The following is a 13396-nucleotide window of genomic DNA, read 5'->3' as shown; positions in this document are numbered from 1 at the left end:
TTCTACAGAAGTAGTGAAACCAGACTTGCTTAAAATTATTTAATTAGTTATAGTTTAAACTTTCAATTGTAATAGAATGATTGCTTTTATCCCTTTATTTATTTTTTTAATCTTCCATCTTGGAAGTGGCATTTATTTTTTCTTTATCGGAACTGATAATCCACTTCGTCAGATTTCTCCGGTAGTTTGTTTACTGCCAGCACTATTTTTTGCTATCTCACGTAAAACAGATAAAATTCAACATAACATCGATACCGTCATCGAAGGCATGGGTAACAAAAACACCCTTACTATGTGCTTAATTTTCTTGTTTTCAGGAGCATTTTCTTCTGTTAGTCAATCAATTGGTAGCGCAGACACTGTTGCCAATCTGATTCTCAACTTTCTTCCAGCAAGGTTATTGTTACCTGGACTATTCTTGGCTTCTGCTTTTATTTCAACTGCAATTGGCACATCCATGGGAGTTGTTGCACTGATGGTGCCAATTGCTGTTAACTTAGCAAAAAGTGGAGCTTTTGATCTCGAAATAGGAACTGCAACTGTAGTTGGAGGTGCCGTATTTGGTGACAACCTCTCAATGATATCTGACACCACTATTGCATCTGTTTCTTCACAAGACGCTACAATAAAAGATAAATTTCAAGTGAACTCTAAAGTAGCGTTTATTGCAAGCATTATAACACTTATCTACCTAGTAATAACTGCAGGTAGTACAAGAATTGTTACTATATCAAATTTAGATTACTTATCGATAATAAAGGTTATTCCCTATATTTCTTTAATAGTCATGGCCCTATTTGAAGTCACTACACTAGTAACAATAACTGTAAACATAATTATTGCCGGTATACTAGGAATAGCTTTTTCTGACTATTCTATTATTCAATTCTCTAATGACATATATAGGGGATTCAAAAAAGTAAATGAGATAGTAATGTTTGCCCTATTTATTGGTGGATTGAGCAATATAATGTATAAGCAAGGTCAAAAAACATTACATAAACTCATCGATGAAAGCAGTATTACAAAAACTAAAGCTGAATTTTTAATAGCAGGAATAGCATCTATGTTTACTATTTTAGTTGCTAATAATACTATTGCTATTCTACTAAGTGGTAGCATTGCAAAAAGACTTGCAAAAAAGCATAATATTGCACCATACCGTAGTGCATACTTATTAGATGTTTTTGCTTGTTCTACAAAAGGCATTTTACCTTACGGGTCCCAACTATTGCTAGCGGGTAGCATAGCCTCTGTATCTCCTATTTCCTTATCAACACAGGTACATTACTGCTTTATTTTAGCAGTAGTAACAATAGGAGAAATAATTATCAACAGCAGGAAAGAAAAGGGTCATGCTACTGTAACTTAATGTACAGGAAGATTGGAGTTTCTCTTATTTCCATATCTTTTTACTTATTTCATCTCTTCTAATGGCTCTATGTTAAAAACAGAAAGCCCAGAAGCAATGATATGTGCTAAGGCCCGGACAAGGAATATCCTTGCAGCAGTAAGATCTAAATTATCTTTTAGTATAAACCGCATGCTCAAGTCGTTTTTACCATATCCCCATAAAGTATGGAATGCTTCTGCAACTTCAAGTAAGTAAAAAGTAATTCTGTGTGGCTCATAAAGCCTTGCCGCTATTTCTACCACACTTGGCCACTTTGCTAAGATTTTTATAAGTAATAGTTCTCCATCGGTCTTTAAAAGTGAAGTATCTGCATTTGGAAGTCCTTTTGGAGCGTTACGCATCAACGAATGAGCACGGGCATATGCATATTGCACATAAAAAATAGGATTGCCTTTTGACTGTTCCTTCACTTTAGCAAAATCAAAATCGAGAACCACGTCATTTCTTTGTGTTAACATCATAAAACGGGTAATATCTCTACCAACTTTCTCAACTACATCTTTTACTGTCAGAAAATTTCCTGACCTTTTAGACATCTTAACAGGTTTTCCGTTTTCGAAGAAATTCACAATATTATGCAGTTTTACTTCTATCTTCGCTTTATTATCACTGAGCGCAGAAACAACTGCTTTAAGCCTTTTGATATAACCACTATGATCACTACCAAGTTCTACTATTATATTGTTAAAGCCGCGTGATATCTTATCAAAATGATAGGCTACGTCTGATGCAAAATAAGTCCAGCTACCGTCTTCTTTTTTAAGTGCACGATCAACATCATCACCAAATTTTGTTGAGCAAAACAACATCTCCTTTCTAGAGGTCCAATTTTCACTTTCTTTACCCTTTGGTTTTCCTAGATATCCTTCATATATTAAACCTTTGTTAGACAATATCTTTATGCTCTCCTCAATTTTGCCACTTTTTTGCAACTCATATTCTGAAGTAAAAATATCATGATTTACTCCAAGTAAGTGCATATCTTCTTTTATGAGTTCTAAGATAGAACTTAAAGCATAATCTCTAATTATTTGATAATCTTGCTTTTCTAGAAGACCTTTACCATATTTTTTGGCTAGCTCTTTTCCTATTTTTTTTAAATATTCGCCTGGATATAAACCTTTTTCAATACTAATCTTTTCTCCAAGAGCTTCCTTATATCGCAAATATACTGACCGAATTAGTGTATCTATCTGTGTTCCAGCATCATTAATATAATACTCCTTAGTGGCTTGATAACCAACTTTTTTTAACAAATTTGCTAAAACGTCACCGAATACTGCTCCTCTTGCATGACCAATATGTAATGGACCAGTTGGATTTGCAGATACAAATTCAACATTAACGGCCTGGTTATTCCCAATGTTTAGAGTACCAAACTCTGTTTTAAGTTCATTTATTTGCTTGAGAAGCTTGTGCCATACTTCTATTTTAAAGTGCATGTTAATGAAGCCAGGGCCAGCTACTTCTATTTTTGCGATTTCATCAAAAAGCTTAAATTCTTCTGCTAACATCTCTGCAATCTCAACGGAATTTTTTCTTTCATGCCTTGCGAGCACCATAGCAATATTTGTATAAACATCCCCATGTGCTTTATTACTTGGAGGTTCTAAGATAAAATTTTCTACATTAGCATTTATGACGCTCCTTTGCTTTAACTCATCTAATTTACTAAGAATTAGCGAGGAAATTCGTTTAAAAATGTTCATCAATCAAAAAGTTATAAATCCTGTAGGTTATAAAGTTAACCCTCTTTACCCTCTCTTTTACACAAGTTTATTGAGTTTAAACAGCCTTTTGTACCTATAATAACAATTAAAAACATCGTAACCTTGGTCATATATATTAGTACAGGCTTATATAAATCAAAGAGTTTTATATGACCTCTAATTTTTACTATAAGTAACCTACCTTTCCAACCATAAAGCATTAACTACTGTATTTCTAGAATCATAGGTATAATAACATGCAGTTGTAGTAACCACTGTAACATGGATATTCATATACAGGAGTTGCATTTTACTTTCCCAGCCCACTACAAAAATATAAAACTTGACATTATTTCAGATTAATAGTATAGTAAAAAAGGAAAGAAAAGTCACACAATCAAATAAGCTATCAAGATTATAAGCCAACGACACAGGCACGTGATGTATGTTATATTATATTTAATATATTAAATCACTACTCTCGATCATCTACACATCTTTTATATTTTTCATCACCTTCGCTATAAATTAGCTTATAAAGTTCTATTATCTTTGAACTATTCCAGCAGTAGAAACAGCCTCTGCATGATCTTGTACTATTTTAGTTTCTGCAATTTCTGTTGCTCTAGGTCTGTTTTTTTAACTTCCAGTCCAATATGCTAGTATATTTCAGCATCACTATGTACTAGATTTATGAATATGACAATATGCTACATTATTAGAACATAAATTGTAATAATACTTAAAAGATGAAATATAGCGACGCTCGAGAAACTTAGAAATACAGTAATCATTGCCTATAGGAAAATTTTTATTCAGTTATGAAGGTCTTATTTTAATAGATCCTGTTATCAAATTTATCAGATATGTATCACGGGTTTACAATCTGAGAAATAAGGTTCATCTATATTATGAAAATAGACATTGTGTAGTTATGAAATTGAGAATAACAAGCTATAAAGATCCTTTTTAAAATAACTATTAGATTATTATAAGGTAAAATTGATCAGTTATTTTATAATATAGAGATTAAAATTAGCATATCTTGAATCCTGAATCTATAATGCATTTTAAAATACAACTTCAATAGTAATGCAATTAAAATAATTATGCTTAACAAACTTACTTCTATGGCTGGCAGATTTATTATGCTGTGTATGGGTAAGCAGCTATTACACAAAATTATTAGAGTTCAGAGGTTTTACTACGATCAAAAGATGATAAAATTTCAAAAGAGAGCTATAGATATAGTTAAATTAGTTGTGTTATTGATAGTATAAAACTGCTATGTAGGTAATAAGTAGTAAGCTATTTGCTTATGAACTTTCTTTATTAAGCAAAGTGTAAAGTGCGTAGTATTGTTTAAATAATGCCCATATGCTCTCAGAAAGACATAAGGCTACGCTTAAAGCAATACTATGTACATATATAAATTATTTTAAATAATTTTCTAATAAATAGAGCTAGTGCATTACGATGATTTTGATTTACGTTAAGCAGGTAATAACATGAGTTAAAGTGACTATAATACAAATTAACAACATAAGGTATATATGTAGACATATAAAAAGTGTACATTGATAAAATTAGTGCTGATAATAGGCAATTACATATTGTTGGCATGGTAAAAAACATGAGCGTAAATCATAGTAATCCTTAAAAAGGAATGTTGGTTTATTGTAAGTTAAAATATTTAAGAATTAAATAATTTAACCCTAAATTTAGGGTGTCAATCTGACTTGTAACAGTATGATTTAAATTTTTTAAATTTATATTATATTTCAGTAAACTATATCCGCTATATTTTCGCTAATTTTGCATACAGTCCATTCTTATTTATAAGGGAATCGTGAGTTCCTACTTCTTCTATTTCTCCATGATTAATTACTACGATCTTATCGGTTTTGAGTATAGATGACAGTCTGTGTGTAATCATAATCGTTGTTCTGTTTTGCATTAATTCATTCAGTGCTTTTTGCACAAGGTTCTCACTTTTATAGTCAAGAGCGGAAGTTGCTTCATCCAATATTAAAATCTGAGGATTTTTGAGTATAGCTCTTGCTATTATAATACGTTGTTTTTGCCCTTCAGAGAGCTTTAATCCTCTTTTCCCTACAAATGTATCGAATTTATTAGGTAACTTATCAATAAACTCCATCGCATAAGCACTGATAGCTGCTTGTCTCACTTCCTCATACTTAGCACCTGGTTTACCGTATAGTATATTTTCCATTATTGAGCAGGAAAATATCGTATGATCTTGTGGTACTAAACCAAATAACAATCTAAGGTTACTTAATGCGATTAACTTAATGTTGTGCCCATCAATGGTAATGCTGCCTTTGTTTGGATCATGAAAGCGAAGCAGAAGTTTTAAAATAGTACTTTTACCACTACCAGATGGTCCAACAATTGAGACAGATTGACCTACCTTTATAGAAAAGGACACATTGTTTAATGCTGGTCTATCAAGCTGAGATTCATAAAAAAACGTTACATCATTAAATGCAATTTCTTTTTGAACACTATGAATTTTTATAGGGTTGCTAGCATCCACTATAGAGCTTTTCATATCTTTAAGTTCAAGTAAACGCTCTATCACCCCAAGACCTCGTTGTAAATCACTGATATTATCACTCAAATTATTTACAGCTCCTGCTGCAAGCGCTGAATAGAACACAAATGAGGAAAGCTCTCCAATAGTCATATTACTGCTTAAGACCTCCTTGATACCAAAAAAGAGCAAAACAACTAACGAACCTATTACACATGAGATAATCAAAGTTACTAAAATAGCACGTAAGAGCACTAACCTTACGTATGATTTCGATACTGAGTTTAGGTACTCCTTAAAACGTGCTTTCTCATTTCCTTCCAACACGAATGATTTAATAGTTGCTATAGATCTGAAATTTTCCTCACTAAATGATGCAAGTTCACTCAGTTTACTCTGAGCAAAACGTGCATAACTGCGCACCTTTTTTCCAAGTGATGTCATAATGATCAATAATATTGGTACTATTGCGGCTGTATACGTGGTTAAGTGTAGATTTGTATATAATAACATGGTAATACTGCCAATCAGTATTACAAAATTTCGCAATATGGTGAGTAAGCTGCTATTTATTATTGATTGTAGCACAGAGGTATCAGTAATTAACGCTGAGATAACATCTTGTACGCCAGTATTCTCAAAAAAACTTGGTTGTAAATCAGTAATATTGCTATATAAGTCATATCTGATTCTCGCAATAACTTTCTCACTACCAATTCCCATAAAATACAGTTTAACAAATGCAGCAAGAGAGATGGCTAAAACTATAAATATAGTCACTACTAATTTAATAGTAAAATTATGCCCTGCACTAGAGTCAATTATGCTACTCAAACCTCTACCAAAAAGGAGAATCATTAAAGAGGAAGATAGAACTGCAATAAAAGCTATAATAAAATAATGTAGATTAGGTTTTATATAGTAAAATAATTGCCTAATACCGGATCGCATTTTATTTCAAAGTTTCTAAAATTAAGTATATGGATTTTAGTTTCAGGAAAAAGAGGAAAAAGATATAGTTTGCGAGATCAGAACAACCTTACTAAAATGGTGATAAGTTAGTTTATAGTGCTTCATAGAGGACTCAAATATAAAGAAGGTTGAATATTTGTACAGAATAGGCATGCTATTTCCTGATAAATCTGAGTACAAATCAAGACATACTATCCAAGATAAAAGAATATCAATGAACATGATTAGAAGGATTTTTATTTTGTATTTATAATTACCAAAATTTTTGAAAACGAAGAAAAATCAACTCTCAAATACAGCTGAGAAGTGGATGTATTTTCTTGGGTACGCTAACGAAACAAGTAAAGAAAAATTAGGAGGAAAGATCATTAAGAAGTTGTTTAATGATTAAAAGATCATGTAAAGAGCAAATAGACTCAATTAGTCAAAAAAGAATTTATTGCCTACGAACACAAAGTGAAGCGGATTTATGATGAAAATAGAATTTACTCTTGCTCAAGAACTTGATGATGCTACTAAAAAAGAAGGAGATAAAGATAAAAAAGAAAAAAATCGAAGTGCAAAAAATCTATTCAACTAGTACTCCTAGTGAAGCTATTTCTCAAATAACTAAAGATTCCCTAAAGTTGAGGTAAAGCAACTCCAAGAAGGAATAATCTAATGTCTCTGTGATCTTTTTGGTTAACTACTCATTTTTATATCACCTAAGCAATTGAGTTACTAACTGTTACTCAACTAATAGTTTCTAATTTGAATTTAAAAGGCAATATTATGTCAATGGCAATACTAGAAGATAAAGGAGAGGAACCGCATAACTAAGCAATGATAGAGTTATACCGATAGTGTGAGAAATGCTCAACGTCACTCCTATGTTTATTTATAAATTGTGTAATAAATTGAATTGAAATATCAAAAATCGCCAATAAGTTAAATAATTTACTCTATATACGTAAAACATAAAGCAAAAGAGCGGTAATGGTACTAAACAACACTAAAGGTTTTTGTGCTACTTTTTTATTTAGTACATCTCCAATTAGTTAACCTACTTTGAATATTTTTAATAATCTCATGACTTGAAAAGTGTCGTGCTGCACAAAAAAAAGAAAATTGCAAATTTTTTGTTTATGTGTAAAGAACAAGTAACTGTCGTGATTCCAGCATAACTATTTCTGCTATACACGGAAAGTACAGAAGCGGTATTCACTATGAACATTTGACCAATAAAAGAATACGTTGAAAGCATGGATATACTAAATTAGGCTGCAAAAGTAATAATGCGAAAATCGATCGTTTGCACCTTTTTTCCCATGCTAAGTATTATTGCAGCCACCATTAAAATAAAAAATATTAACTTACTTATAAATAAAAGATTAAGTATATTTTTTATATTGATAAAAGAGAATGTTACTAATGTTACTAAAGTAATCAACAATAGAATTACATAAGTAATATAATATTATATAAAATAATTCTTGTGACAAAGAAAAAAGACGCTGTGTAATTGTAAAACTTGTTGAGTGAAGAAGAAACTTACTAAAATAACGAAATAATGTTTAGTACTCTATACTAGGGTTTGATGTTCATTTTGTTCCAATATGTAATGTTACTATTCCATAGCTCATATCATGAAATTCAACATTATGAAAGCCTATCTCTTCAATTTCCATTTGAAACTCAGCCTGAGTTGGAAACTCTCTGATGCTTCTTACTAAATATTTATAAGAGTTTTTATCTTTAGCAACTATGCTGCCGATTTTGGGAATTACTTTAAATGAATATAAGTTATAGAATTTAGTAAATACCTCATTTTGGTAATGCATAGGAGCAAACTCTAAGCAGATGAATTTCCCATTTAGTTTCAATACTCTATACGCCTCACTTAAAGCCTTTTTGCGATCAGAAACGTTTCGAATACCGAAAGCTATTGTACAATAATCAAATGTAGAGTCTTCAAATGGCAAATTTTCTGCATTTGCGCACACCCAATTGAAATTAAGTTGGTTTGAATTTATAGCTTTATCAATTCCCCTGCTTAGCATGTTTTGATTTATATCGCATACTGTAACTTGAATGCTTGGTTCTCTCCTTGCTATTCTTATTGCTATATCGCCGGTTCCTCCAGCAATGTCCAAAACCTTAGAGTCTTTTGTAAAATGCGTAATATTTATCATCTTGTTCTTCCATAGCCTATGTATCCCAAAGCTCATTATATCATTCATGATGTCGTAGTGACCTGCTACGGAATCAAATACCTCCTTAATTAATTGTGATTTATCCATTTCCTTTGCGATTGTTATATAGCATGCAATTTTTTGTCATTTATTATAAGTTAAGTCAATTCGAGTACAATTGAAATTCTTTCTTTAAATAAGCAAGAATTCTTCTTAATTAAGTGTTAGCAACATATGAACTACTTTATCAAAAATTTAAGAAATGTTATACTATAGCTATAATAGTGAACGTCAGTAAAACTTTTATAGATTCAGGAATCAATATAGTTCTTGATAGAAAAACTTCAAAGTATCCTACTGAATTATCTAGCTTTATGAAGTAGCATAATTCAAGAACAAGTAGAAAAGAGCTATTCAAAGAAGTAGTTAGCTTGAAATAAAGAGTTTTTTGGTATCTAAAATTTCTGATGAGCGTGATGTTTAAAGTTGTGTTAAGCAGGATTAGAGCAGAATAAGATTAATTTTTTAAAGGAATTTTACCAAAAGGAATTTACTTACTCTCCTAAGAAAAATAAAGTTAAGAGTTTTAAAAGCCATAAAAGAACGCGCCTTATTTTGATAGAGAAGTTTGGTGAACTCGCTCCTATATATTATAGAGTAAAAAAATGCAAAAGGCTAAATAAGTAACTATATTTGTATAGTTTACAAAGTAAATCAATCAGAACGCAAGTAATTATTATGGAGATAGGACATAAAGATAACCCTTACAAAGAAGGAGCGTATTTTTCATAAGTATTAAATATATATTTCTGTATAACCTTCTCTCCTGATCTATGTTCTTTATTCAAAAATTTAAAGCAAAGAGAAAAGGGATAAGCAGGTATTGATGGAAAAGTTAGCCTTAAATTTAAAGAGAAAGTAAAACCATCAAGATGTTTTTAGATCATAGTGTCCGCTATTTAAGTTGCTTGAATAATATTCTCTTAGAATAGATTTAAATCAAAATGCTTGTACAGCTATATACCAGCTGTTTAGATAACATACTTCCTGCCTAATAAAAGGCAAAGATAAATAGAAAGTATTTCCTTTCTCTAAGAAATCTATTATAATTACTTTAACTACTAGTTCTCATTTTCTGACACGTTTTTCTTTCACAGTTAACAGCTGTTTTGTAATGAATTTTGTCAATAATTATGAGTTTTAGTTGCTATACTCTCTGAGATCTAAGCCTTTCTAGGCTAGACCCTTATTGGTTAGGCTTAAAGATGTTTAACTCTATATATTAGGTAATTTAATGTGAAAAGGACCCAATACAATAATTTAATTTTATCTTATGCTAAGGCGCTGTTTTACGTCTCAAAAAGTAAGTCAAGTACTATAAGAAAAGAAGTAAAGTTTCTATTGACTTTTTTAAAAAATCAACGTGACGTTTTTATGTATCTGTCCAGTCCTATGATCTCTCTCTCACATAAGAAAGAAGTAATATTTTGTATAAATGAAGATTTGAGTAGAAACTTGGTGAAATTTATTATGGTGACATTTGCAAACAGGCGCTCTAGTTTATTACTCCTTATATTAGAAAAATTTTTGAATCTTATAAGAGAAAATGAAAATGAATTAGAAGTTACTATAAAATCAGCAAAGGCTTTAAAGAAAACCGATATAAAAATAATTACTGAATCTTTAAGCTTTCTTGGTAAGATAGTAAAAGTAGATAATGTGGTTGACCCTTCCATACTAGGTGGTTTTATAGTAAAGTACGGTTTTAATTTAATCGATGCTTCGCTGAAAAGTTACTTAGATAGACTGGTTAGTTTGAGCAAAATGGAAATATTAAAAATAGGAAACTGTAATGAAAAATAGTATAAATGCTTCTGAGGTAGTAAACATAATACGGAAAAAAATTGAGGCATTTGATAACCCTATAAAACGAGAAAATATAGGTGAAGTAACTTCAGTAACTGATGGTATTGCACTAGTTTATGGGCTTGAAGAAGCAAAGTTCGGTGAAAAGGTATTTTTTGCAAGTGGTGTAGAAGGAATAGTTCTTGATTTAGACCATGATATAGCTGGAATAGTGGTGCTTGGTAATGACCGTGATGTAAAAGAAGGAGATATTGTAAGATGCAGTGGTGACGTTGTACAGATACCTGTAGGACACGAATCCCTTGGAAGGGTTGTAAACGCACTGGGCTATCCTATAGACAAAGGTGGAGAAATTAGAGCCAAGAGTAGAATGGACATAGAATCTAAGGCGCCAGGCATTATTGACCGCAAATCTGTACATGAACCTCTACAGACTGGAATTAAGATTATAGATTTATTAATTCCGATAGGCAGAGGACAGCGTGAGTTAATTATTGGTGATAGGCAAACCGGAAAAACTACTATTGCACTTGATACTATCATAAATCAGAGGAAGATTAATGATGAAGTAAATGAAGATCAAAAAGTTTACTGTGTTTATGTTGCTATCGGGCAAAAAATTTCAGTAGTAGCAAAAGTGGTAAATAAGCTAAAAGAAAGTGGAGCATTAAAGTATACAACTGTAGTTGTTGCTAGTGCATCTGAATGTGCACCTATGCAATTTTTAGCACCTTATGCTGGTTGCACTATTGGAGAATTTTTTCGTAATAATGGAATGCATTGCTTAGTCGTGTACGATGATTTGTCTAAACATGCTGTAGCATATAGGCAAATGTCCTTACTGCTAAGACGTCCTCCTGGCCGCGAAGCTTATCCTGGAGATATATTCTATGTACATTCTCGTTTGCTTGAGAGAGCTGCTAAGATGTCTGATGGAAAAGGACAAGGGTCTTTAACTGCTTTGCCAATTATTGAAACTCAAGCCGGTGATGTATCTGCGTATGTCCCAACTAATGTAATTTCAATTACTGATGGACAGATTTTCCTTGAGTCTGAATTATTTCACAAAGGATTTCGTCCTGCAGTAAATATAGGTTTATCAGTTTCGCGGATTGGTTCTGCCGCACAATTAAAGTCTGTGAAAAAAGTTGCTGGCTCTATAAAGTTAAGTTTAGCTCAATATAGAGAATTAGAAGACTTTGCAAAATTTAGTTCTGACCTTGATGCCAGTGTTCAATCGTCCTTAAACAAGGGTAGATATCTTATTGAACTGTTAAAGCAAAAACAGCACTCACCTATGCCAATAGAAGAACAGTTAATACTGATGTATATCTTCTCTAATTTGTATGATCAGTTAAGTAAGATACAAATAAACAACATCAATAAATTTGAATATGATCTTATCAATTATTTCCATAATGCATACCCTGAAATTTTAAAAAAGTTGTCAAACAACATGAATAATGGTATAAAAAACGATATTTTAAGTATCGTGAGTAATTTTATTACTCAATTTAATTGCGTGTAGGTGGTGATTATGGCTTCATCCGTCGTTAAGAAGTTTCCTATAACAAAAGAAGGTTTTGGATGCATGCAAGCTGAGCTTGAGAAATTAAAAGAAGAGAAACCTTCCATTATACAGGCCATTTCTGATGCCCGTGATCAAGGTGATTTATCTGAGAGTGCAGAATATCACATTGCACGAGAAAGATTAGGTTTCATCGAAGGTCGTATAATGGAGCTAGAAAGCAAGCTTTCGCATGCAGAAGTAATAGAAGTGAAAAGCTTGTCTGGCGATTCGGTAATGTTTGGTGCAACCGTAACATTAAGCATGTTAAATGATGATGGTAGTGAAGTAGAATATATTTATAAAATTGTAGGTGAGTACGAAGCTGACGTTTCAAAACAGTTAATATCTACTAGTTCACCTTTGGGTAGTGCTTTAATCGGCAAAAAAATTGGCGAATGTGTGGAAGTAATAGTACCAAGTGGAGAGAAATTATATAAAATAGTTAAGATTGAATTTAAATAAACTATGGTACAGGCCACTTATGCATCGATTAACCTATCCTGTATTTCTCCTGTTGAAGGTATATTTGAAGATGCTTAGTCTGGTAAATTGTTTATTTTAGTTGATAACGAAAATAGGGAAAATGAAGGTGATTTAATTATCTTAGCTGAAAAGCTAAAGCCAAAACACGTAGTCTTTATGATTAGATATGGAACTGGCATCGTATTTTTAGCTATGACAAAGCTTCATATGAATAAATAGACTAGGTCTTGAGTTTATGAAAAGAAGTAATGTAGATAAAAAGCTTACTTATCACACTGCATTTACTACATCAATTGATGCACGTCATGATATTACAACAGGTGTTTCTGCTAATGATAGAACGCATACAATACTTATTGCCATTGATGAAAAGAGTACTAAGGATGACATTATCACTCCTGGTCATGTTTTTCCTATTATTGCAAACAATAGAGGAGTTTTAGCATGCAATGGTCATACTGAAGCAAGTGTTGAGATAGCAAAGCTAGTTGACCTTAATCATGCAGCTGTAGGGTGTGAGCTAGTGAATGATGATGGCTCTATGATGCGTCTACCTCAGTTGCTTGAATTTGCTGAACAACATAAGATTAAGTTAACTACTATTGACAAACTTGTTAACTACGTCAAAAAGTTAAGCTAACGTTTATAAATTCATAT

The 13396-nt window shown here is 31.8% G+C and carries 7 protein-coding genes and 2 pseudogenes; 6 read left to right on the top strand and 3 right to left on the bottom strand.

Annotated features, from left to right (window positions below; translation table 11 throughout):
• Nucleotides 1-76: 76 nt before the first annotated feature.
• The gene (locus WOO_RS02890) at nucleotides 77-1372 is read left to right on the top strand and encodes a Na+/H+ antiporter NhaC family protein (protein WP_014869181.1); all 1296 of its coding nucleotides are present in this window, start codon (nucleotides 77-79) and stop codon (nucleotides 1370-1372) included.
• 44 nt (nucleotides 1373-1416) lie between these two features.
• Here the strand turns inward: WOO_RS02890 and argS are convergent, their stop codons facing one another.
• A complete protein-coding gene (gene argS, locus WOO_RS02885) occupies nucleotides 1417-3123 on the bottom strand; it encodes an arginine--tRNA ligase (RefSeq protein ID WP_014869180.1) in 1707 nt (568 codons plus the stop codon).
• A 1798-nt stretch (nucleotides 3124-4921) separates the two neighbouring features.
• On the bottom strand, nucleotides 4922-6628 hold the full coding sequence (locus tag WOO_RS02875; RefSeq protein WP_014869177.1) for an ABC transporter ATP-binding protein: 1707 nt from the start codon (nucleotides 6626-6628) through the stop codon (nucleotides 4922-4924).
• Between the two features lie 172 nt (nucleotides 6629-6800).
• Here WOO_RS02875 and WOO_RS04355 point away from each other — a divergent pair.
• A pseudogene (locus tag WOO_RS04355) lies at nucleotides 6801-7193 on the top strand (PD-(D/E)XK nuclease family transposase); the annotation flags it as partial.
• Nucleotides 7194-8229: 1036 nt separating this feature from the next.
• On the opposite strand, the gene ubiE reads toward WOO_RS04355, so the two are convergent.
• Nucleotides 8230-8928 carry a bifunctional demethylmenaquinone methyltransferase/2-methoxy-6-polyprenyl-1,4-benzoquinol methylase UbiE gene (gene ubiE, locus WOO_RS02870; RefSeq protein WP_014869176.1) on the bottom strand — a complete coding sequence of 233 codons (699 nt, stop codon included), beginning with the start codon at nucleotides 8926-8928 and terminating at the stop codon, nucleotides 8230-8232.
• 1188 nt (nucleotides 8929-10116) lie between these two features.
• On the opposite strand from ubiE, the gene atpH reads away from it, so the two are divergent.
• The 4 genes and pseudogenes from atpH (at nucleotide 10117) to ribB (ending at nucleotide 13379) form a co-directional block, all read left to right on the top strand.
• A complete protein-coding gene (gene atpH, locus WOO_RS02865; protein WP_014869175.1) occupies nucleotides 10117-10683 on the top strand; it encodes an ATP synthase F1 subunit delta in 567 nt (188 codons plus the stop codon).
• Complete coding sequence (gene atpA, locus WOO_RS02860) at nucleotides 10673-12214, top strand: F0F1 ATP synthase subunit alpha (RefSeq protein ID WP_014869174.1); 1542 nt, start codon at nucleotides 10673-10675, stop codon at nucleotides 12212-12214. Before atpH ends, atpA begins: the two co-directional genes overlap by 11 nt.
• A 9-nt stretch (nucleotides 12215-12223) precedes the next feature.
• A complete protein-coding gene (gene greA / locus WOO_RS02855; protein WP_014869173.1) occupies nucleotides 12224-12718 on the top strand; it encodes a transcription elongation factor GreA in 495 nt (164 codons plus the stop codon).
• A 3-nt stretch (nucleotides 12719-12721) separates the two neighbouring features.
• Nucleotides 12722-13379: pseudogene (gene ribB / locus WOO_RS02850) on the top strand (3,4-dihydroxy-2-butanone-4-phosphate synthase).
• Nucleotides 13380-13396 lie beyond the last annotated feature (17 nt).

The organism is Wolbachia endosymbiont of Onchocerca ochengi (assembly GCF_000306885.1).
Classification (GTDB): Bacteria; Pseudomonadota; Alphaproteobacteria; order Rickettsiales; family Anaplasmataceae; genus Wolbachia.
This window is presented reverse-complemented; position numbering and strand designations above follow the sequence as displayed.

Excerpts from the sequence above, each read along its gene's own strand:
- argS (WP_014869180.1), bottom strand. The coding sequence starts at position 3,123 with ATGAACATTTTTAAACGAATTTCCTCGCTAATTCTTAGTAAATTAGAT.
- greA (WP_014869173.1), top strand. The coding sequence starts at position 12,224 with ATGGCTTCATCCGTCGTTAAGAAGTTTCCTATAACAAAAGAAGGTTTT.
- atpA (WP_014869174.1), top strand. The coding sequence starts at position 10,673 with ATGAAAAATAGTATAAATGCTTCTGAGGTAGTAAACATAATACGGAAA.
- ubiE (WP_014869176.1), bottom strand. The coding sequence starts at position 8,928 with ATGGATAAATCACAATTAATTAAGGAGGTATTTGATTCCGTAGCAGGT.
- WOO_RS02890 (WP_014869181.1), top strand. The coding sequence starts at position 77 with ATGATTGCTTTTATCCCTTTATTTATTTTTTTAATCTTCCATCTTGGA.
- WOO_RS02875 (WP_014869177.1), bottom strand. The coding sequence starts at position 6,628 with ATGCGATCCGGTATTAGGCAATTATTTTACTATATAAAACCTAATCTA.